We start from the raw sequence: 21,185 nt of genomic DNA, 5'->3' as shown, positions 1-21,185 counted from the left end.
CCGGTAACCCTGCCCGGCCCTCCCGTACGCGGAGCGCCGCGGCTGCGCCGTGCCGTGCCGTGCCGCGCCGCGGCTGCCGACGCCCGCAGACCCCGACCGTCGTGGGCGACCGTCCGGCCCGGCGTCAACTGCTCCCGCGTGTCGGCCAGTTGTCCGGATTTCGGCTCGTTCGTGAGGAGCATGCGGACCGACCCTTCGGGATGATTCGCCCGGAGCCTGCGTGCAACAGGGTGGTGAGGCCATCGAATTCACGGAAGGAAACGGCTCTTCGTGAACATGAAACGCCTCGCGCCGATGCTCGCCGCCGCCGGTCTCATCGCGACCACGGTCCCCCTGCTCTCCGCGACCGGGGCCGCCGCCGCCCCGGCCGCGGAATACACCGCACAGAAGCCCGCATGGCAGCGCTGCAGCGCGGACCAGCCCGCCGCGTACGAGTGCGCGACCATCAAGGTCCCGCTCGACTACCGGCGCCCCCAGGGCCGCACGATCGACCTCGCGATATCGCGGATGAAGAGCGAGAACCCGGCCAAGCGGCACGGCGTCATGCTGCTCAACCCGGGCGGGCCGGGTGGTTCAGGGCTCGATCTGCCGCTGATGATGAACGAGTCGATGCCCAAGGACGTGCGCGACCAGTACGACCTGATTGGCTTCGACCCGCGCGGGGTCGGCGCCTCCAGCCCGATCACCTGCGGGCTGACCGCCGCCGAGGAGAACATCGACCGGCCGTACAAGGAGGAGACGTTCCAGTCGGACGTGGCCTGGGCGCGTACGGTCGCGGACAAGTGCCGTGAGAAGGCCGGCCCGGTGCTGCCGTTCGTCACCACCCGCAACACCGCCCGCGACATGGACGCGATCCGCTCCGCGCTGGACGAGAAGAAGATCTCGTACCTCGGCTACTCGTACGGCACGTACCTGGGCGCCGTGTACACGCAGATGTTCCCGAACCGCAGCGACCGCATCGTGCTCGACAGCGGCGTGGACCCGCAGCGCGCCTGGCGCGGCATGATCCAGGTGTGGGCGACCGAGGCGGAGCCGGCGTTCAAGCGGTGGACGCAGTGGACGGCCGAGCGCGCGGCCGAGTACCAGCTCGGTGACACCCCGGACGCGGTCTCCAAGACGTTCTGGGACCTGGTGGCCCGGGCGGACAAGGAGCCGGTCGAGCTCGACGGCATGAAGCTCACGGGCGATGACATCCGCACCGCGCGGGGCGTGTTCTTCTACCCCGCGCAGGCGGCGCCCCTCGTCAAGGCCCTCAAGGACGCGGCCGGCGGAAAGCCCGCCGCGCTGACCGCGCCCCAGCGGAAGCTGCTGCAGCCGGCCGCCGGTCCGGCGTCGGACAACGGCACTGCCGTGTTCCTGGCCGTGGTGTGCGGGGACACGGAATGGCCCCGCTACCCCGAGCAGTACGCGCGGGAGGCCGCCCAGGACAAGGTCAAGTACCCGCTGTACGGGGACTTCGCCTCCAACATCAAGCCGTGCGCCTACTGGCAGCGGCCGGTCGAGCCCCCGACGGCGATGAAGGCGAAGACCGGCGTACTGACCGTGCAGAACGAGTGGGACTCCCAGACCCCGCTGGTCAGCGGCCAGGGCCTGCACAGGGCGCTGGCGGGCTCGCGTATGGTGCTCGCGCAGGGCGGCGAGGGCCACGGCGTGTACCTCGCCGACCCGAACTCCTGCGCCAACGCCCCGGTCAGCGCCTACCTGACGACGGGAACGCTGCCCGCCGAGGACATCACCTGCCGTACCGCGCCGGGCGCGCAGGAACGCAGGGCGGAGATCGCCCCGCAGTCGCCGCAGCGCTTCCCGGCCCTCACCGACCGGAGGTTCTGACCCGGGACGTACGCCCCGGGCCTGAACCCCGGCCCTGACCCCTGGCTCCGGCCGTCGCTCAGGACGCCTCCACGGCGGCCTTGATGCGGCGGCCGAAGTCGGGGGCGTCGCGCCCTGCGCGGGCCGGCAGCCACGGGTGTCACCGCCGCGGCCGCCGCGGGCGGCTGACCTGGTCCGGGGCCGCGGACCCGGCCACGGCGCCCCGGTCCGGGGCAGCCGCGATGCGGCTGCCGCGCAGCGGGGTCAGCAGCCCCGCGCCGACGATGAGCAGGCAGAAGACCCCGGCGGCCACGCTGACCGCCGGGACCCCGTGCCGGGCGGCCAGCACCGTGAGGGCGGCCGCGCCCACCGGGCCCGAGGCGTTGTGCACGGTCCAGAAGGCGGAGGTGACCCGCCCGAGCAGCGGATCCGGGGTCACCTCCTGGCGCAGGGTCATCGAGCAGACCCCGCCGAGGGTCGTCCCGAACATGAACACGGCGGCCAGTACGGCGATCACCGGCAGACTGCGGCTGATGCCGGTCCCCGCCACCGCCGCACCGATCATGGCGACCGAGCCCAGCCAGCAGGCGCCGAAGCCGAACGTCCGGCGCAGCGGCCCGGCGGCGAAGGCCGCGCCGACGACGCCCAGCCCGCTCACGGCGATGACGTAGCCGACGGTGGCCGCGTCCTGGCCGAGTTCCTCCCGGACCCGGAAGACCAGCAGGTCCGTGGCGCCCATGGTGACGAAGGTCAGGAGCGTGAGCAGTACGGTCAGCGGGCGCAGCACGGGATGGGTCCACAGGAAGCGGAAGCCCACCACGAACATCTCCCGCAGCTTGCCGGATTCGCAGGCACGCAGCCGCGCGGCGGGCGTCCCGGCGGCGCCGTCCCGCCCGAAGGCCACCCACCGCAGGCTCGCGGCCGAGACCAGGAAGGTCACGCCGTCCACCCCCAGGGCCCAGTCCGCGCCCACACCGGCGGCGATGAACCCCGCCGCCGCGGGCCCGCAGAGGGTCCCGACGGCGAAGGTGCCCATCAGCCGCCCGTTGGCGGCGGTCAGGTCCTCGGCGCGCACCAGCTTGGGCACCGCCGTCACGTACGCCACGTCGAACAGCGTCTTCAGGGCGGTGACCAGCGCCGTCAGTACGTACAGCACCCAGATCCGCGGCCCGGCCAGCCAGATGAGGGGCACCGCGCCCAGCAGCAGCCCCCGTACGAGATCACAGGCGATCATCAGGCGGCGCCGGTCCGTCCGGTCCACCAGGTGTCCGGCGAACATCCCGGTCGCGATGCCGGTGACGCCCGTGACGACCGTGATCAGGCCCATCTGAACGACGGACCCGGTGGCGTCGAGGACCAGCAGGGGCAGCGCGAGCAGGGAGATCGATCCGCCGAGGACCGACAGGGCCTGGCCGAGCCAGAAGACGTTGAAGTCCCGGTTGCGCCAGAGCGAGGGGTGGCGGGCCGGCACCCGCGCTCAGCCCAGCAGGGCGTACACGGTGGACGCCGTCGCCGCCGGCTCCTGTGCGCCCTCGGGGGTCATGGTGATGTCGGCGAAGGCCATCCGCTTGCCGAGCTTGGTCACCCGCACCTCGATCAGCACGTCGGTACCGAGCACCGGCCGCTGGAAGCTGGTGGACTGCTGGACGGTGGTCATCGGCCCGTACGCCCCGCGCGCGGCGGAGATCGCGATGACGGTGGCGGTGTCGGCGGCGGCCATCAGGGCCTGCCCGGACAGGCCGCCGCCGTCCCTGGCCAGCGCCTCGGACCAGGGCAGCCGCAGTACGGCGTGCCGCTCGCCCGTCTCCCGGACGGTCAGCCCGAGGGCGAGCACCCAGGGGGCGAAGTTGTCGGCGAGGATCTTGTCTGCGTCTGCGGGGGTCAGCGTCACCCGGAGATTGTGGCGGCCCGTCCCGGCCCGCCACAACACCTTTGATCCGTCAGGGCAGTACCCGCTCCGGGCAGGCCGGCGACGCAGAGCGGGTCCGGCCGGTGCGGGGAGCCGCGCGTGCACGGTCACGGTGCTGCCGTCGCTGCTGTCGAAGGTGAACCTCGCGGCTCCCCGGCGGGTCAGAGGGTCGCGGCCAGTTCCGTGCCCTGGCGGATCGCCCGCTTGGCGTCCAGCTCGGCGGCCACATCGGCACCGCCGATCAGGTGCGGCCGGCCGCCGGCCGCGAGCAGCGCCTCGTACAGGTCGCGGCGCGGCTCCTGGCCCGTGCAGAGCACCACCGTGTCGGCGGGGACGAGCCGCTGCTCGCCGCCGACGGTGATGTGCAGGCCCTCCTCGTCGATCCGGTCGTACGTGGCACCCGCGACCGAGACCACACCCCGGTGCTTGAGCTCCGCGCGGTGGATCCAGCCGGTGGTGGTGCCGAGGCCGGCGCCGACCTTGGTGGTCTTGCGCTGGAGGAGGTGGACCTGGCGCGGGGGCGCGGGCCGCTCGGGGGCGGTGAGCCCGCCGGGACCGGTGTACGCGGTGTCGACGCCCCAGTGGCGGAAGTACGTCTCGGGGTCCTGCGAGGCGCCCTCGCCGCTGTCGGTGAGGAACTCGGCGACGTCGAAGCCGATGCCGCCGGCGCCGACGACGGCGACGCGCTCGCCGACGGGAGCCCCGTCGCGCAGCACGTCGAGGTAGCTGACGACGTTGGGGTGGTCCACGCCCTCGATGTCGGGGGTGCGGGGGGTGACGCCGGTGGCCACGACGACCTCGTCGTAGCCCTGCAGGGTCTCGACGTCGGCGCGGGTGTTCAGGCGGACGTCGACGGCGCGGGCGGCGAGCTGGGTGCCGAAGTAGCGGATGGTCTCCTCGAACTCCTCCTTGCCCGGGATGCGGCGGGCGATGTCGAGCTGTCCGCCGATGTGGCCGGAGGCCTCGAAGAGGGTGACGGTGTGCCCGCGTTCGGCGGCGGAGACGGCGCAGGCGAGTCCGGCCGGGCCTGCGCCGACGACGGCGACGCGCTTCTTCAGCTGCGTGGGCGAGAGCACGAGCTCGGTCTCGTGGCAGGCGCGCGGGTTGACCAGACAGCTGGTGATCTTGCCGCTGAAGGTGTGGTCGAGGCACGCCTGGTTGCAGCCGATGCAGGTGTTGATGGTCTCGGAGCGCCCGGCCGCGGCCTTGGCCACGAAGTCGGCGTCGGCGAGGAAGGGGCGGGCCAGGGAGACGAGGTCGGCGCGGCCGTCGGCGAGCAGCTCCTCGGCGATCTCCGGGGTGTTGATGCGGTTGCTGGTGACGAGCGGGACGGAGACCGCGCCCATCAGCCGCTTGGTGACCCAGGTGTAGGCGCCGCGCGGAACGGAGGTGGCGATGGTGGGAATGCGCGCCTCGTGCCAGCCGATGCCGGTGTTGATGATGGTGGCGCCTGCGGCCTCGATCTCCTTGGCGAGGTGGACGACCTCGTCCAGGGTGGAGCCGCCGGGGATCAGGTCGAGCATCGAGAGGCGGTAGATGAGGATGAAGTCCTCACCCACGGCCGCCCGGGTGCGCCGGACGATCTCCAGCGGGAAGCGCACGCGGTTCTCGTACGCACCGCCCCAGCGGTCGGTGCGCTTGTTGGTGGCGGCGGCGATGAACTCGTTGACCAGGTAGCCCTCGGAGCCCATGATCTCGACGCCGTCGTAGCCGGCGAGCTTCGCGAGGCGGGCGGCGCGGACGAAGTCCTCGACGGTGCGCTCGACCTCGGCGTCGGTCAGCTCGTTCGGGACGAAGGGGCTGATGGGGGCCTGGAGGGCGCTGGGGGCGACCAGGTCCTTGTGGTAGGCGTAGCGGCCGAAGTGAAGGATCTGCATCGCGATCTTCCCGCCCTCGGCGTGCACCGCCTCGGTGATCACCCGGTGCTCGGCGGCCTCCTCCTCGGTGGTGAGGCGGGATCCGCCCTCGAAGGGGCGGCCGGCGTCGTTCGGGGCGATGCCGCCGGTGACGATCAGGCCGGCGCCGCCGCGGGCGCGCTCGGCGTAGAAGGCGGCGAGGCGCTCGAAGCCGCCGTCGTGCTCCTCAAGGCCGGTGTGCATCGAGCCCATGATCACGCGGTTCGGCAGGGTGGTGAAGCCGAGGTCCAGGGGGCTCAGCAGGTGCGGGTACCGGCTCTGGGAACTCATGAGGGGCGCCTCCTCGCGCGGGGGTGGATGGTCCCTGTTGTAGCGAGGAGACCCGGGTTTTGCAACTAGGTGCATAACCAGGAGCGGGTCCGTGCGATCGCCGATCCCCACCCGGGGCCCGTAACCCCGGGCCCGGGTCACCGCCCCCTGTGGCGCAGTTCACGGCCGGCCCCTGGCCCTGGGTCCTCGGCAACGACCGCGAGCGGCTGGCGCCCTGGGCACCGGCGCGGGCGCTACAGGTCGATCGAGCGGTACTCGTCGAGCACCGTGAAGCCGGTGCTGTCGTACAGCCGCATCGCCACCTCGTTGCCCCCGAAGACGTTCAGCATCATCGCCTCGTCGCCGCCCTGCCGGGTGGCCCACGCGCCGACGGCCATCGCCGCCCGGCCGTAGCCCCTGCCGCGGTGCTCCTCGTACACCTCCAGCGAGAAGCCGAAGGTCACGCCGGGCAGGAAGCCGTGGTTCACCCAGCCGGTGCCGACCACCTCCCCGTCCACCTCCATCGCGTAGAACGCGTGGCCCGGCGTCCGGTAGCCCTGCGGGAGGTGGCGGGCGAAGTCCTCGTCGGACTTCGCCCTGGCCTGCTCCGGGGTCAACGCCCCGGCACGGACGATGTCCGCGACGTACGCCGCCTCCTCCCCCGCGTACCAGGCCGGGTACTCCTCCTCGGTGAGCCGGCGGACCGTCAGGCCCGCCGGCAGCTCGGGCCGCCCGGTCACGGCGCACATCCGGTTCTGCCCCCGCACGGGGTAGTCGGCGAACACCCCCGGCCCGCCGGTGAGCCGCACCTCCACCCGTTTCGCGCCGCGCTCGGCGCACCACTGCTCGGCCCACCCGCGCCCCCGCGGCACCGTCAGGTCGTGGATCCGCCCGACGGTCGCCCCGTTGTCCTGCGTCACCTCGACCGCGATCCAGCCGGTGCCGTCCGTGGCCACCGTCCAACCCTCGATCCCCCGTACCGCCCGTTCCAGCAGGGCCCGGGCCAGCGGCTCCGAGCAGCCGGCGGCCCGGTACCCGTCGAGTACCCGGGCCTCGAACCCGCTGCGCCACGCGTGCCGGTCGGGGACGATCTCGATCCCGTTCATCCGAACAGCCTACTCACGGGGGCGGCACAGGCGGACCGTGACGATCTGGAACGGGCGCAGCGTGAGCGGGGTGGTGCCGTCCGGGGCCGGCGCGCCCACCGCGGAGCCGTCCAGGGGGCGTTCGAGGAGGTCGCTCTCGACCGCCGCCGTGATCGGGAAGCCCGGTGCGAGGGTGGCCGTGGCGCGGCCGCCGCGGGACTCGTAGAGGCGGACGACCACGTCACCGCTGCGGTCCTCGGCCAGTTTCACCGCCTCGACCACCACTGCGTCGTCGTCCACCGCGATCAGCGGGGCGACCGGGCCCGCGCCGGTCACCACCCGCTCCGGCAGGTTCAGCGCATGGCCCTCGCGCACGGCGTCCGCGATCTCCGCGCCCGGCGCCAGCGAGAACCGCAGGGTGTGGGAGCCCTGGTCGGTCTCCGGGTCCGGGTAGCGGGGGGCCCGCAGGAGGGAGAGGCGGACCGTGGTGGTCTGCCCACCGTCCGGCCGCACGGTGCGGGTCACGTCGTGGCCGTACGTGGAGTCGTTGAGGACCGCGGTGCCCCACCCCGGCTCCTCCACGTGGATCCACCGGTGCGCGCAGATCTCGAACTTGGCCGCCTCCCACGAGGTGTTGGTGTGGGTGGCCCGGTCCACGTGCCCGAACTGGGTCTCCGCGGCGGAGCGTTCGGCCTTCACGTCCAGCGGGAACGCGGCCTTGAGGAACTTCTCCGTCTCGTGCCAGTCCACCTCCGTGACCATGTCCACCGTCCCGGCCCCGGCCCGCAGGGTGATCGACTGGACCACCCGGGAGGACCCGAAGGAGCGGCTCACCCGGACGGTCGCCGCCTCGGGGCCCGGTTCCGTGACCTCCAGCGCGTCCAGTCCGACCAGGTCGGTGACGCTGTTGCGGTAGAAGGCGTCGATGTCCCACGCGTCCCACATGTTCGGGAAGTCGGGATGGATCTGGAGCAGGTTCGCGGCCTGCCCCGGAGCCAGCGCCTCGCGGCGCGCCCGGAGGTCGTACGCCGACACGATCAGCCCCCGGCCGTCGATCTCCACCAGCAGCAGCCCGTTGGCGAGGACGTGTCCGCCGCCGTGCCGCTCCTCCACTGTGACGGGCTGACCCGACGCCCGCGGCAGTCCGGCTCCGCCCGCCGGGATGCCGCGCCGGGCGTACGGGGCGCAGTTGAACACCAGCTCAGCGGTGCCCTCCCCCGCCAGGGCCGACTGCGCGGCCAGGGTGATCCCGCACAGCTCCTCGCGTACCTGCGCGTACGTGGCGCGCGCCTCGCGGTGCACCCAGGCGATGGACGATCCGGGCAGGATGTCGTGGAACTGGTGGAGCAGCACGGTCTTCCAGATCCGCTCCAGGTCCTCGTACGGGTACCCGTACCCCGGCACCCGGACCGCGGCGGTGGCCGCCCACAACTCGGCCTCGCGCAGCAGTGATTCGCTGCGCCGGTTGCCCTGCTTGGTCCTGGCCTGCGAGGTGTAGGTGCCGCGGTGCAGCTCCAGGTACAGCTCGCCGGCCCATACGGGGGCGTCCGGGTACTCGGCGTGCGCCTTCTCGAAGAACGCGTCGGGCCGCTCGATCTCGACGCGCGGGGAGCCTTCGAGGTCCCGCTGCCGCCGGGCCCGGGCCAGGTGCTCGCGAGTGGGTCCGCCGCCGCCGTCACCCCAGCCGAAGGGCACCAGGGAGCGTGAACCACGGCCCTTCTCCCGGTAGTTGCGGGCCGCATGGGCCAGTTGCGTGCCGCCGAGGTCGCTGTTGTACGTGTCGACGGGCGGGAAGTGGGTGAAGACGCGGGTGCCGTCGATGCCCTCCCACCAGAAGGTGTGGTGCGGGAAGGTGTTCACCTGTGACCAGGAGATCTTCTGCGTCAGGAACCACTTCGAGCCGGAGAGCTTCACGATCTGAGGCATCGCGGCGGTGTACCCGAAGGAGTCGGGCAGCCAGACGTTGTGGGTCTCGATGCCGAACTCGTCCAGGAAGAACTTCTTCCCGTAGAGGAACTGGCGGGCCATCGCCTCGCCGCCGACCATGTTGGTGTCGGACTCCACCCACATGCCGCCGACCGGCACGAACTGCCCGTCCGCGATCTTCTTCTTGACCCGCTCGAAGAGCTCGGGCCGGTGGGTCTTGATCCAGTCCAGCTGTTGCGCCTGCGACATGGCGAAGACGAACTCGGGGTGCGCGTCCATCAGGTTGACCATGTTGGAGGCGGTCCGGGAGACCTTGCGGACCGTCTCGCGCAGCGGCCACAGCCACGCGGAGTCGATGTGCGCGTGGCCGACCGCGCTGATGCGGTGCGCGGAGGCGTTGGCGGGGGCGGCGAGCACCCCGGCGAGGCGCGCGCGGGCGGCGGCCGCCGTACCGGGGACGTCGCCCGGGTCCACGGCGTCGAGGGCCGCTTCGACGGCGTGCAGGATCCCGTAGCGCCGGGCGTCGGCCTCGTCGAGCTGCATCATCAGGTCGTGGAGGACCTCCAGGTCCTGCACGAGTTCCCAGACCTCGGTCTCGAAGACGGCGAGGTCCATCCGGGCGAGCCGGTAGAGCGGCTGGTCGCCGCTGGTCTGCCGGTCCCCCTCGTAGGTCGCGCGGTGGTCGACGAGGACGGGGTTGGAGGCGGCTTCCACGTACCACTCGACCCGCTCGCCGCCGGCCGCGGAGTCGGCGACGCGCACCCAGTCGTTGTACGGGTTGAGCGCCTTGACCTCGCAGCCGTCGGCCCGGTGGACGAGCCCCTCGCACTGGAAGCCGGGCATCATCCGGTCGAAGCCGAGGTCGAGGACGGCCTCGACCGCACGGCCCGCCCAGCCGGCCGGGACGGTGCCGGTGACCTTGAACCAGGTGGTGCCCCAGGCCGGCCCCCACGCCTCGCCGATCGCGCAGGGCTCGTACGGGGCCGCCAGGCCCTCGGCGACCGGCACGGGCTCGCCCGGGGCCTCCCAGCGCTCGATCGCCAGCGGGACCGAGTGGGAGTGCACGGCGGGCTTGATGCGCTCCTTGAGGACCCGGCGCAGGCGGTGTTCGGTGATGCTGCGGTCGTCATGCATGACGGCTGCTCCAAGGGAGGGGTCGTGTGACGGGCAGGACGGGCGGACGGGCGGACGGGTCAGGTTTTGACGGCTCCCTCGCCCACTCCCTTGAAGAAGTAACGCTGGAGGGCGCAGAAGAGCAGCATCATCGGGAGGAGCGCCGCCATCGCACCGGCGGCGATGATCCGCTGGTCGTTGGTGGTGGTGGCGCCGGCCAGGGTCTTCAGGCCGAGCTGGAGGGTGTAGTGGTCGCTGTCGGTGAGCACCAGCAGGGGCCAGAGGAAGTCGTCCCAGGCGCCCATGAAGCTGGTGATGCAGACGACGGCCAGGGCTCCCTTCGCGGCCGGGAGGAAGAGCCGGGTGAACCGGGTCCACTCGTTCGCACCGTCCAGGACGGCGGACTCCTCCACCTCCTTGGGCACGGCGAGGAAGGCCGAACGCATGATCATGATGTTGAGGACGGAGACCGCGCCGGGGAGCCACACGCCGACGAGGGTGTCGACCAGGCCCATCTCCCGGATGGTCAGGAACATCGAGATCATCACGGACTCGAAGGGGAACATGAGGGTGGCCACCAGCACCGTGAAGACCGTCTTGCGGCCCTTCCACCCGGCCCGGGACAGGGCGTACCCGCCCATCGCGGCGAACAGCATGTTCGAAGTGATCGCCGAGGCGGCCACCACCAGGGTGTTGCCGACGTACTGGAGCAGCGGGAACGAGTCGGCGACGAGGACGTAGTTGTCGAGGGTGGGCCGCGAGGGCAGCAGGCCGTCGTAGACGTTCTCGGTGCGCCCGCGGATCGAGGTCAGGAACTGCCAGACGATCGGCCCGAGCATCACGACGAGCGTCAGGACCAGCGTGGCGTACCGGCCGGCGAGCCCGATCCGGCGGCGCCTGCGGTCGGCGCCGGTGCGCGTCGCGGTGCTCAACTCTCGTCCCCCTTGGACAGGCGGCGTCCCAGCAGGCTGAAGACCAGGGTGAGCAGGAACAGCAGGATCGAGATGGCCGAGGCGTAGCCGGTCTCGCCGGAGAAGCCGAGGCCGACCTGCCGGATGAGGAAGGGCAGGGTGCGGGCGCCGCCGCCGGGGCCGCCGCTCTCGCCGCCGAGGATGTAGATCTCGGTGAAGACGCGCAGCGCGGAGATGGCGGAGAGCGTGCCGACCAGCAGCATCATCGGCTTCACCTGGGGGACGGTGATGCTGAAGAAACGGCGGACGGGGCCGGCGCCGTCGAGGGCGGCCGCCTCGTGGAGGGAGGCGGGCACGTTCCCGAGGGCGGCGAGGTAGAACACCATGTAGTAGCCGAGGCCCTTCCACACAGTCACGATCATCGCGGAGACCAGCAGCATGGTGCTGTCGGTCAGGAACGGGACCGGCTCCGCGACGATGCTCAGCTTCCGGAACACGGTGTTGACGAGCCCGTCGCTGCGCAGCACCCACTGCCAGATCAGGCCGACGACCACGGCCGAGGCGATCACCGGGGTGTAGAAGGCGGAACGGAAGAACCCGATGCCGGGGATCTCCGCCTGGACGAGCACGGCGAGGGCGAGCGGGAGGAGGACGAGGCACGGGACCACGACGACCAGGTACAGCACGCTGTTGCCGGTGGCGGCCCAGAAGTCGGGGTCGTTGAAGGCCCGGGTGTAGTTGTCGAAGCCGACGAAGCGGCCGCCGCGCAGGATCCGGGCGTCGGTGAGGGACAGGATGACGGTGTTGACGAACGGCCAGAGGCTGAACAGGGCCACCATCACCAGGCCGGGGGCGAGGAAGAGGTAGGGCGTCCACCATGTGCGGTGGCTCAGCCCGGTGTCGGCCTCCATGGCCGCCAGGGCCTTGCGGCGCCGCCTGCGGGCGGCCCGGTCGCCGGCGGCAGCGGGGCCGGCAGGGCTTTTGACGCGGTCTGCCGGTTCCACAGCGTATGCGGCGCGCGTCATTTCTGCGCCGACTTGGCGAGCAGCCTGTTCGCCTCCTCCTGGGCCTTGCGTACGGCCGTCTTCGGGTCCTGCTCGCCCTGGATCGCCTTCTGCATCTCGCGGACGACCGCGTCGCCCACCTGGTTGGTCCACTGGACCGGGGTGTTGGCGTCGAGTGCGGCGCTCTTCAGCTGCTCGGCGCCGACCGCGCGGGCGACCGTCTCCGCGTCCTTGCCGTCGCCCCGGTCCGCGAAGCGCGGATCGGCCAGGCCCCGGGCATTGGACGGGTAGATCGTCGCCTTCTTGGAGAACTCCACCTGGTTGGGGCCGTTGGTGACCCACTTGGCGAACTCCGTGGCCGCGTCCAGGTGTTTGGTGTCCTTCCTGATGCCGAGCGACTGGGCGTAGATGCCGATGTGGCCGAGCTTGCCGGTGACGGCCCCCGCGACCTGGGTGCCGGCATAGACCTGCGGGGCGTTCTGCCTGATGTCCTTGACGAAGCCCGGGGAACCGGGGCCGAAGACGAGCTTTCCGCTGCCGTAGAGCTGGTTGATGTCGTCGGACTTGAGGAGGGACTCCTTGGGCATGGCGCCCTTGGCGTACAGGTCCTTCATCCGCTCGACCCACTCGACGGCCTTGGGGGTGTCGAAGACGAAACGGTCCTGCTTCTCGCTCAGGATCGGCACGCCCATCTTCTGCCAGTCCCCGGGCAGCCGGCCCTTGGGGTCGGCCATGAAGGCGGAGTACCGGCCGCCCGAGGCGGCGGCGATCCTGTCGGCGCAGTCGAAGAACTCCTCGACGCTGGTCGGCGGCCTGGCCGGGTCCAGGCCCGACTTCTCGAAGAGCTCCTTGTTGTACGTGAGGATCTCGGGGGTCACATACCAGGGGTAGGCGTACACGCCGTCGCCCTTGCCGGGGAGCTTGAACTGATCCCAGGAACCGGGGACGTACTCCTTGGCGACCTCGGGGTCGAGCCCCGCGACATCGGCGAGGAGCCCGCGGTCGCCGAGGAGCTGGAAGGAGTCGGTGGAGAGGTTGACCACGTCGGGGAGTGCGCCGGCCTGGGCGTCGGCGACGAGCTTCTCGTTGTAGCCGTCGCCGGGTACGTCCTCCCATCTGACCTTGGCCTCGGGGTACTTCTCCTCGAAGGCGTCGATGACACCCTGGACGTAGGCCGTGAACTTGGGCTTGAGCTGGAGGGTGCGGAAGGTGATCTCGCCGGCCACTTTGCCGCTCTTCCTGGCCTCCGGCACGTCTGCGGCGCCACCGCTCACCCCGCAGGCGGAGACCGAGAGGAGCGTGCCCGCCACGAGTGTGGCGATGGCGGTACGGGTCGCGTTCGAACGGGTCATCGTCGCCGCCTTCGGGGGAGTTCCGGCCTCGCTGCCGGAGCGCGCAGCCCACGCTGACCCCAACGCCGGATCGCGTCAATGCGGCCGAAGTCCCGATGGGCGGGTATCCGCGGGTCCGGAATGCCTGCGCTGGATGTACAGGCAGACGGGAGCCGCCGGGTCAACACCGCAGCGACCTGCACTAATGCGCTTTAGCACATGAGCTGTCCGGCGTGATATCGATTCGATAACAACCTGTTCCGACGTCAGATGTTGACTTCTTATGGACGGTTCGGGAGGTCCGTGCACTAATGCGCTTTATCTCATACGCGCCGTCGGAACCCGGTTGTGTGCGGGACGTTCGAACGGTCAGGTTTCCGGCCACGGCGTGTAGCTCAGCAGCCAGAGCACCGACCTGCACAGTCGCCTCGGCCCGGCTCACGCCCGCCGTCGCCCGGCTCCGTCTGGCCGCTACTTCATCAGGTACTCGACCTTCTCCGCCAGCTTGCCGTCCTTGAAGCAGAAGCGGTACACGGTCTCGTCGCCGCCCTTGCCGTCCGCGGCCGATAGGTACCAGGAGCAGACGCTGCCCGCTGGTTCGGCCGGGCCGCCCGACTTCAGGGCGTCCTTGATGAAGCTCTCGCCGGACGGCATCTTGGCGCGGACCGCGTCCTCCGGGTCGCCGACCTTCACGGACTGGTAGACGCCCGGTTCCAGCAGGGTCTTGCCTGCGGCGTCGACGACCTTGCCGACGCCGAAGACGAGTGCCGCGACGCCCGCGAGGCCGAGCACCAGCACCACTCCGCAGCCGATCAGACAGCCCTTGCGCTGTGCCACGTGCGTTCCTCCGTACCTTGCGGATCTGTTGACACCCAGACCTTCGCAAGGCGCGGGGACCGCGCGCCGTCCTCCAAAGTCTTCACCGCCCGCAACGATCGTCGTTCGACGTGAGACCGGAATTCACCGCGGGTGGAACGGCCCGTCGTGCCTCTGACCGTCTTGGGCTCCGAGTGCGCCGAACACGCTTCCGCCCGCTTCCAGGCACAGGCGGAACGTGACCGTTCACGTCAGCGACATGAACGTACTGATCACGAGGCACCGCCCCGGACTGCGGGCCCGCCGGTGAACTCGGGCAGCAACGCCCGCCGCGGCCGTCAGTGCGCGGGGGCGGTCAGGTCCGCGGGGTCGGTGTTCGCGCCGCACAGGACGACGGCCACCCGCTCGCCCAGCGGCTCCGAAGCGCACCGTACGGCCGCCAGGGCCGTGGCCGCGCCCGCTTCCACCACGATCCGGTGCTCCTCCCACAGCGCGCGCCGGGCGGCGGTGATCGCCTGGTCCGGGACCAGCACCGACCGGACGTTCTTCTCCTGCGCGGCGGCCAGCGCGGCCGCCGAGACGCGGGTGGCACCCAGCGAGTCGGCGGCGACCGACTCCACGGCCACGTCGACGAGCCGGCCCGCCTCCAACGCCGCGTTCAGGGCCCGGCAGTTCTCCGGCTCGGCCGCGACCACCCGTACGCCGTGTTCGCGGGCCGCGGCGGCGACGCCGGCGAACAGCCCGCCGCCGCCGACCGCGACGACCACGGTGTCCAGGCCGGGCAGCCCGGCCCGGATCTCGTCCAGCAGGGTGCCCGCGCCCGCGGCGATGAGCGGGTGGTCGTACGCGTGGCTGCTCAGGGCGCCGCCGGCCGCCGCGAACTCCTCGCACGCGGCCAGCGCTTCGGCGTACCGGTCGCCGACGAGCCGCACCTCGGCCCCGTAGCCGCGCAGCCGCTCCACCTTCACGCGGGGCGCGTTGGCGGGCAGGAACACGGTGGCCGGGACGGACTGCGCGCGGGCCGCCCAGGCACAGGCGAGACCCGCGTTGCCGCCGGAGGCGATGGTGACGCCGGCATCCGGCAGGGTGCCGGCCTCGCGGTGGGCGGCCAGGAAGTTGCGGGCACCGCGGGCTTTGAAGGAGCCGGTGTGCTGGAGGTGTTCCAGCGCGTACCAGACACCCTCGGCGGCGGGCACCACGGCCGCCGGGCGGACCGACCCGGCTATCCGGTCGGCGGCGGCGCGTACGGCGGCGTAGTCGAGCTGCTGTTCCATGACGGGGGATCCCTTCAGGCGGCGGCGGGCCGGTTGGCCTCGATCAGCTGGCGCAGGGCGCCGTAGTACACCTCGTGGTCGGTCAGGGCGGGCAGTACGTCGGCCAGCCCGGCCGAGAGCACGGGGAACCGCTCCGGGTCCAGCGCGGCCAGGGCCGCCCGCGAGGCGGCGGTGGCTCCGGCCGGATCCCGGTGGTCCACGAACGCGGCGCTGCCGAGGGTGAGCAGGTACATCCGGCGGTACGCGGTCATCGCCTCGGCGGCGGTCATCCCGGCTGCCGTGCTGTCGGCGAGCGCGGGCTCGACCAGCCGGGCCAGCAGCTGGCGGCCGAGCCAGGGGCGGCCGCCGCGGAGCACCAGCAGCCCCGGGTGTGCGGTGAGCAGCCGGTAGAGGGCGGTGAAGCGCACCTCGGTGGCCTCGGCCCAGCCGGTGCCGGCCGGGATCTCGGGCAGTTGGCCGGCGAGGTGCTCGGTGCAGAGGTCGAGCAGTCCGGCGAGGTCGGTGCAGCGGCGCTGGACGGTGGCGTGGGAAACGCCGAGCCGGTCGGCGAGGGCGCGGAAGCTCAGCGCGGCCGGCCCCTCCTCGTCGAGGAGGCGAAGGGCGGCGACGGCGATCGTCTCGGGCGTCGCACGATCCAGGGCTGCTGATCTCCTCGGCATGAGATACACCGTATCAGACGACGGAACATACGCCGTATCTCACGGACGCCACGCCGATCGTGTGACGTCGACTAGGGCCATATTGCTGGTCATTGGGCCATAACCATCGACTTATGTTGACAGAGGGTAGTCGCACCGCTGCACTGAGCGCACCGACAGCCGGCACCGCCGGTACGCCCGCCCCCACGTCAAGGAGTCTCCGTGCCGCCTCGCCTGCGTGCGTCACTCCCCTGCCTGACCGCGGCCGCCGTGCTCGCCTTCTGCCTCGCCCTCGTCCCCGCCCCCTCGGCCGCCGAGCCCCACGCGACCTCGGACACCCCGCTCGCACTCACCCCTCCCATGGGCTGGAACAACTGGGCGCACTACATGTGCGACATCGACGAGGCCAAGGTGGTCGCGAACGCCGACGCACTGGTGTCCACCGGCCTCGCGGCCAAGGGCTACGACACGGTGACCGTCGACGACTGCTGGATGGCCAAGAGCCGGGACGCCGAGGGCAACCTGGGCGTCGACGCGCAGAAGTTCCCGCACGGCATGGCCTGGCTCGGTGACCATCTGCACGCCAAGGGCCTGAAGTTCGGCATCTACGAGGACGCCGGCTCGCTCACCTGCGAGCGCTACCCCGGCAGCGGCTCCCCCGACGGCGGCGGGCCGGACCACTACGCGCAGGACGCCCGGCAGTTCGCGTCGTGGAAGGTCGACTACGTCAAGATGGACGGCTGCAACCTGTGGGTGCCGCCCGGGACGACGAAGGAGCAGGCGTACCGCGACGCGTACCGGGCCGTGGCCGAGGCACTGCGCACGAGCGGCCGGGACATGGTGCTCTCGGCTTCGGCCCCCGCCTACTTCCAGCAGGGCGAGTGGGGCGGCTCCGACTGGCACAAGGTCCTCGGCTGGGTCGGCGAGACCGGCCAGCTGTGGCGCGAGGGCAAGGACATCAAGGTCTACGACCCCGCGTCGCCTGCGACCTCGCGGTGGAGCTCGGTGCTGGGCAACTACGGGTACAACCGCTGGCTCGGCCGGTACGCCCACCCCGGCAACTGGAACGACCCGGACTTCCTGATCGCGGGCTCTCCCGGGCTCACCGAGGCCGAGAGCCGCAGCCAGATCGGCCTGTGGGCGATGATGGCGGCCCCGTTCATCCTGTCCTCCGAGGTCTCCAAGCTGACGCCGGGCGGGCTGGCCGCCCTGGGCAACACCGACCTGGTCGCGCTGGACCAGGACCCGATGGGCCGCCAGGGCGCGGTGGTCTCCGCCAACGCCACCTTCGAGGTGCTGGCCCGGCCGCTGGCGAACGGCGACCGGGCCGTCGCCGTGCTCAACCGGTCCGGCAGCACCCGGGACGTCTCCGTACCGCTCGCCGACATCGGGCTGTCCTCCTGCACGGTCGGCGCGAAGGACCTGTGGAGCGGCAGGACCACGGAGGTCTCGACCTCCCTGACCGGGAAGCTGGCCGCGCACGACACGGCGGTCTGGCGGCTCACCCCGCGCAAGGGGTGCGGCGACGCCGTGCCCACCGGGCAGGTCACCGGCGACGGCGCAAGGTGCGCCGACGGGGCCAACACCGCCGGAGTCGGCGCGGTGGTCCTGGCGCCGTGCACCGCGGCCGCCGACCAGCGCTGGGTCCTCGGGCCCGACGCGAGCGTGCGCCTGACCGGCGAGTGCCTCTCGGCGGGCGAGAGCGGCGTCGTGGAACTGGCCGGCTGCGCGCCCGGGGAGCCGGGCCAGAGCTGGACGCACCGCCGGGACGGGGCCCTGGTCGAGGACGTGAGCGGGATGTGCCTGACGGCTCCCGCCGCGGCGGCCGCGGACGCCCCGGCCGAGCGGCTGCGACTGACCGACTGCGGCGACCACCGGGTCGACCAGGCCTGGTCCCTGCCGGTCTGACGCCCCGCCGGCGCCCCCGCCCACGGATCGGCCCGCGGGCGGGGACCCCGTACGCGGGCCGCGGGACCCGGCACCGGACCCGTCCGCCGAGCCCGGCCAGGCGGCCCGGCCACGGAACCCGGCCACGGAACCCGGCCACGGGACCCCACAGGGCCCGGGCCCCCACCAGGCCCGACACCGCAGCCCGGCCACGGAACCGGGCCACGGGACCCCACGGGGCCCGGCCGCGGAACCCGGTACCGAACCCAGCCACGGGTCCCGCAGGGGCCCACCTCAGACCACGGATCGGTGACTCGACGGATGACGAACTTCCCGCCCCGGCGCCGGCGGCGCGCGCAGCTGCGCCGCCGGGTCGCCTTCGCCGCCCTGGTGGCCCTGCTCGGCGCAGGCTCCCCCGCACTGGCCGACGTGGCCGGCGTACGAGGCCGCGCGCCCGCGCCGGTACCGGAGGCCGGTGCGCCGGCGCCCGTACGGAACGACGCGCGCGGGGCGGCCGCGCAGCCGGGCGCTCCCGGCGCGCCGCGGCCCCGGACCTTCGACACCGGTCCCGCGCGGGCCGCGCTGGGACGGCTGCTGCCGCGCCACGCCACCCAGTTCACCCTCGTCCCCGAGCCGGCCACCGGGGCCGACACGTTCACCGTGTCCGGCCGGGCCGGCGCGATCACCGTGCGCGGATCCACCGGCGCCACCCTGCTCACCGGCGTCGGCTGGTACCTGCAGCACGTCGCCGGGGCCGACATCGGCTGGCCCGGCGACAGCATCGGGATGCTGCCCGCGCGGCTCCCCGCCGTACCCGCGCCGGTCACCCGCAGCGCGCTCGTCCCGCACCGGTACGCCCTCAACGACACCGACGACGGCTACTCGGGCGCCTACCGCACCTTCGAACAGCGCCGGCGGCAGATCGACCTGCTCGCCCTGCACGGCATCAACGAGGTGTTCGTACAGGTCGGCGCCGAGTACCCGTACTACCGGGCGCTGCAGGGCTTCGGGTACTCCGCCGCCGAACTGCGCGAGTGGATCCCCGGCCCCGGGCACCAGAGCTGGTGGCTGCTGCAGAACCTGAGCGGTTTCGGCGGCCCGGTCTCCGAGCGGCTGATGCGGGAGCGCGCCGAGCTCGGCGGCCGGATCGCCGAGCAGCTGCGCGGGCTCGGGATGACCCCGGTGCTGCCCGGCTGCTTCGGCACGGTGCCGCCCGGCTTCGCCGCCCGCAATCCGGGCGCGAGCACGGTGGCGCAGGGCGACTGGGCGGGCTTCGACCGGCCCGACTGGCTGGACCCGTCCTCGCCGGTGTTCGGGAAGCTGGCCGCCGCGTACTACGCGGAGCAGCGTGCCGTGTTCGGGGACAGCACCATGTACCGGATGAGCCCGCTGCACGAGGGCGGGACGGCGGGCACCGTCGACGTGAAGGCGGCAGCCGGCGCCGTGCAGTCGGCGCTGCACGCCGCGCACCCGGGCGCAATGTGGGCGGTGCTGGGCTGGCAGGACAGCCCGAAGGCGGAACTGCTCGCCGGGGTGGACACCTCGAAACTGCTGGTCCTCGACGGACTGTCCGACCGGTACAACCGCCTGGACCGCGAGACCCGCTGGGGAGGCGTCCCGTACGCGATGGGGACGATCTACAACTTCGGCGGACACACGACGATCGGTGCCAACACCTCCGTGTGGATCGACCGGTTCGGATCCTGGCGGGCCAAGTCCGGCAGTGCGCTGAAGGGCATCGCCTACCTGCCGGAGGCCACCGGGACCAATCCGGCCGCCTTCGACCTGTTCACCGATCTCGCCTGGGAGCCCGGACCGATCGACCAGCGCAAGTGGTTCGCCGATTTCGCGGGCCGCCGCTACGGGCGTCCCGACAAGGAGGCGGCTGCCGCCTGGGAGGAGCTGCGCACCGGCCCGTACAGCACCTCCTCGGGCCTGTGGTCGGAGTCGCAGGACAGCCTGTTCACCGCGCGGCCGGCGCTCACGGCGGTGGGGGCCGCGTACTGGAGCCCCCAGTCGATGCGGTATCCGGCCGATTCGGTCCGCCGGGCCCTGGACCACCTGCTCAAGGTGGATCCGAAGCTGCGCGGCTCCAGCGCCTACCGCTTCGACCTGGTGGACACCGCCCGGCAGGCCCTCGCCAACCACTCGCGGGTGCTGCTGCCGAAGATCAAGGCGGCCTACGAGGCCAAGGACCTGGTCCGGTTCCGCGAGCTGACCGCGCAATGGCGGGACGGGGAGCGGCAGTTGGACGTCGTCACCGGCTCCGACCCGAACTTCCTGCTCGGCAACTGGCTGTCCGCGGCCCGCTCCTGGGGCGCGGACGAAGCCGAGCAGGACCGGTACGAGTACGACGCCCGCTCGATCCTGAGCGTGTGGGGCCGGCGCAGCACCAGCGAGGGCGGCTTCCTGCACGACTACGCGAACCGCGAATGGGCCGGCCTGATCGGCGAGTTGTACGCGCCGCGATGGGCGGCCTACTTCGAGACGCTGGAGGAGTCGCTGGTCCGGCGGGCGGCGCCCCGGGAGATCGACTGGCACGCCTTCGAAGACGACTGGGCCCGGCGCACCACCCGGCATCCGAGCGGGGCGAACGGCCCGAAGGGGGATCCGTACACCCTGGCGACGTCGATCGCGGCGGCCCTGAAGTCCTCGGCGGGGGCTGCCCGCTGACCGAATACACCACCCGGCACAGTGGTGATCGGCCGTTGTCCTGATCGTCACCCGCCCGTGGGAATCGTGGCACTCGTGCGAGGGAGAACCTCTCCGGTGGTTCGACGCGCGGTACACGTACTCGGTTCACTGGCCCGGAACGACCAGGGGCGGCCGCCGGAACGCCCGGCGGCCGCCCCTTCCGACGCCGTGACGGCACGACGCCACCAGGAGTGCACCGAGCATGTCGCAGACCGGACACGAACGGCCCGGACAGCCCGGACAGCCCCGACGGCCCGGACGGCCCGGGCCGTCCGCACAGCCCGGGCCGGGGAGCCCCGCGCAGGACACTTCGCCCGCGGCGGACCGGACACCGCCGGTGCCCCTGGAGCTGCTGACGCTCCTCGCCGCCGGGGTCGCCGACTTCGCCCTGGACCGGTTACGGCAGTCCGCCGACCGGGCCCAGGACGCACCCCTCCGCTCCGACCTGCGGGACCGGCTCGCCGACGGGGTCGTGGAACTGCGCAAGCGCGGTGAGCTGACGGCCCGCCCGTCGGACGCGGGCACGGTGAACCACTTGGAGACCATGGCCCGGCGAGCCGCCGAGCGGGTCGCCGCCGAAGGCCACCCCCGGGCATGACCGCACCGGCTTCGAGCAGCGCACC

Annotated in this window: 15 protein-coding genes; 4 read left to right on the top strand and 11 right to left on the bottom strand. The window is 72.4% G+C overall.

The features are described 5' to 3' along the window. Positions 1–276 precede the first annotated feature (276 nt). Entirely contained in the window at positions 277–1,830 is a 1,554-nt protein-coding gene (locus tag ABTY04_RS01465) for an alpha/beta hydrolase (protein ID WP_352211300.1), read from the top strand. A gap of 139 nt (positions 1,831–1,969) precedes the next feature. On the opposite strand, the gene ABTY04_RS01460 is transcribed toward ABTY04_RS01465, so the two are convergent. The 11 genes from ABTY04_RS01460 to ABTY04_RS01410 form a co-directional block, all read right to left on the bottom strand. Then, entirely contained in the window at positions 1,970–3,280 is a 1,311-nt protein-coding gene (locus tag ABTY04_RS01460) for an MFS transporter (protein ID WP_352211252.1), read from the bottom strand. 6 nt (positions 3,281–3,286) lie between these two features. Further along, positions 3,287–3,700, bottom strand: coding sequence for a PaaI family thioesterase (locus ABTY04_RS01455; protein ID WP_352211251.1), 414 nt, complete (start codon positions 3,698–3,700; stop codon positions 3,287–3,289). A gap of 179 nt (positions 3,701–3,879) precedes the next feature. Next, positions 3,880–5,904 carry an oxidoreductase gene (locus tag ABTY04_RS01450; protein ID WP_352211250.1) on the bottom strand — a complete coding sequence of 675 codons (2,025 nt, stop codon included), beginning with the start codon at positions 5,902–5,904 and terminating at the stop codon, positions 3,880–3,882. A 233-nt stretch (positions 5,905–6,137) separates the two neighbouring features. Next, positions 6,138–6,989 carry a GNAT family N-acetyltransferase gene (locus tag ABTY04_RS01445; protein WP_352211249.1) on the bottom strand — a complete coding sequence of 284 codons (852 nt, stop codon included), beginning with the start codon at positions 6,987–6,989 and terminating at the stop codon, positions 6,138–6,140. A gap of 9 nt (positions 6,990–6,998) precedes the next feature. Continuing rightward, a complete protein-coding gene (locus ABTY04_RS01440) occupies positions 6,999–10,028 on the bottom strand; it encodes an alpha-mannosidase (RefSeq protein WP_352211248.1) in 3,030 nt (1,009 codons plus the stop codon). A gap of 59 nt (positions 10,029–10,087) precedes the next feature. Next, a complete protein-coding gene (locus ABTY04_RS01435) occupies positions 10,088–10,939 on the bottom strand; it encodes a carbohydrate ABC transporter permease (protein WP_352211247.1) in 852 nt (283 codons plus the stop codon). After that, complete coding sequence (locus ABTY04_RS01430) at positions 10,936–11,943, bottom strand: carbohydrate ABC transporter permease (RefSeq protein ID WP_502996526.1); 1,008 nt, start codon at positions 11,941–11,943, stop codon at positions 10,936–10,938. The genes ABTY04_RS01435 and ABTY04_RS01430 overlap by 4 nt, the downstream gene beginning before the upstream one ends. After that, positions 11,940–13,274 carry an ABC transporter substrate-binding protein gene (locus tag ABTY04_RS01425; protein ID WP_352211246.1) on the bottom strand — a complete coding sequence of 445 codons (1,335 nt, stop codon included), beginning with the start codon at positions 13,272–13,274 and terminating at the stop codon, positions 11,940–11,942. Before ABTY04_RS01425 ends, ABTY04_RS01430 begins: the two co-directional genes overlap by 4 nt. Positions 13,275–13,724: 450 nt before the next feature. Further along, positions 13,725–14,090 carry a hypothetical protein gene (locus tag ABTY04_RS01420; RefSeq protein ID WP_352211245.1) on the bottom strand — a complete coding sequence of 122 codons (366 nt, stop codon included), beginning with the start codon at positions 14,088–14,090 and terminating at the stop codon, positions 13,725–13,727. Between the two features lie 317 nt (positions 14,091–14,407). Then, on the bottom strand, positions 14,408–15,343 hold the full coding sequence (locus tag ABTY04_RS01415; protein WP_352211244.1) for a serine/threonine dehydratase: 936 nt from the start codon (positions 15,341–15,343) through the stop codon (positions 14,408–14,410). Between the two features lie 14 nt (positions 15,344–15,357). Further along, on the bottom strand, positions 15,358–16,002 hold the full coding sequence (locus tag ABTY04_RS01410) for a TetR/AcrR family transcriptional regulator (RefSeq protein ID WP_352211243.1): 645 nt from the start codon (positions 16,000–16,002) through the stop codon (positions 15,358–15,360). A 201-nt stretch (positions 16,003–16,203) separates the two neighbouring features. On the opposite strand from ABTY04_RS01410, the gene ABTY04_RS01405 reads away from it, so the two are divergent. The 3 genes from ABTY04_RS01405 to ABTY04_RS01395 all read left to right on the top strand — a co-directional run bounded on the left by ABTY04_RS01405 (position 16,204) and on the right by ABTY04_RS01395 (position 21,160). Beyond that, the gene (locus tag ABTY04_RS01405; RefSeq protein WP_352211242.1) at positions 16,204–17,889 is read left to right on the top strand and encodes a ricin-type beta-trefoil lectin domain protein; all 1,686 of its coding nucleotides are present in this window, start codon (positions 16,204–16,206) and stop codon (positions 17,887–17,889) included. A 300-nt stretch (positions 17,890–18,189) separates the two neighbouring features. Further along, complete coding sequence (locus ABTY04_RS01400) at positions 18,190–20,541, top strand: alpha-N-acetylglucosaminidase (protein ID WP_352211241.1); 2,352 nt, start codon at positions 18,190–18,192, stop codon at positions 20,539–20,541. A 223-nt stretch (positions 20,542–20,764) separates the two neighbouring features. Next, positions 20,765–21,160, top strand: a complete 396-nt coding sequence (locus tag ABTY04_RS01395) for a hypothetical protein (RefSeq protein ID WP_352211240.1) — start codon at positions 20,765–20,767, stop codon at positions 21,158–21,160. The last annotated feature ends 25 nt before the right edge of the window (positions 21,161–21,185 follow it).

It is taken from the genome of Streptomyces sp. NPDC097981, assembly GCF_040302565.1.
Classification (GTDB): domain Bacteria; phylum Actinomycetota; class Actinomycetes; order Streptomycetales; family Streptomycetaceae; genus Streptomyces.
The sequence above is the reverse complement of the archived record's forward strand: the minus strand, read 5'-3'. Positions and strand labels throughout refer to the sequence as shown.

Coding starts and splice junctions, on each gene's coding strand:
- ABTY04_RS01425 (WP_352211246.1), bottom strand. CDS start 13,274: ATGACCCGTTCGAACGCGACCCGTACCGCCATCGCCACACTCGTGGCG.
- ABTY04_RS01400 (WP_352211241.1), top strand. CDS start 18,190: ATGACGAACTTCCCGCCCCGGCGCCGGCGGCGCGCGCAGCTGCGCCGC.
- ABTY04_RS01430 (WP_502996526.1), bottom strand. CDS start 11,943: ATGACGCGCGCCGCATACGCTGTGGAACCGGCAGACCGCGTCAAAAGC.
- ABTY04_RS01395 (WP_352211240.1), top strand. CDS start 20,765: ATGTCGCAGACCGGACACGAACGGCCCGGACAGCCCGGACAGCCCCGA.
- ABTY04_RS01440 (WP_352211248.1), bottom strand. CDS start 10,028: ATGCATGACGACCGCAGCATCACCGAACACCGCCTGCGCCGGGTCCTC.
- ABTY04_RS01445 (WP_352211249.1), bottom strand. CDS start 6,989: ATGAACGGGATCGAGATCGTCCCCGACCGGCACGCGTGGCGCAGCGGG.
- ABTY04_RS01415 (WP_352211244.1), bottom strand. CDS start 15,343: ATGGAACAGCAGCTCGACTACGCCGCCGTACGCGCCGCCGCCGACCGG.
- ABTY04_RS01450 (WP_352211250.1), bottom strand. CDS start 5,904: ATGAGTTCCCAGAGCCGGTACCCGCACCTGCTGAGCCCCCTGGACCTC.
- ABTY04_RS01410 (WP_352211243.1), bottom strand. CDS start 16,002: ATGCCGAGGAGATCAGCAGCCCTGGATCGTGCGACGCCCGAGACGATC.
- ABTY04_RS01465 (WP_352211300.1), top strand. CDS start 277: ATGAAACGCCTCGCGCCGATGCTCGCCGCCGCCGGTCTCATCGCGACC.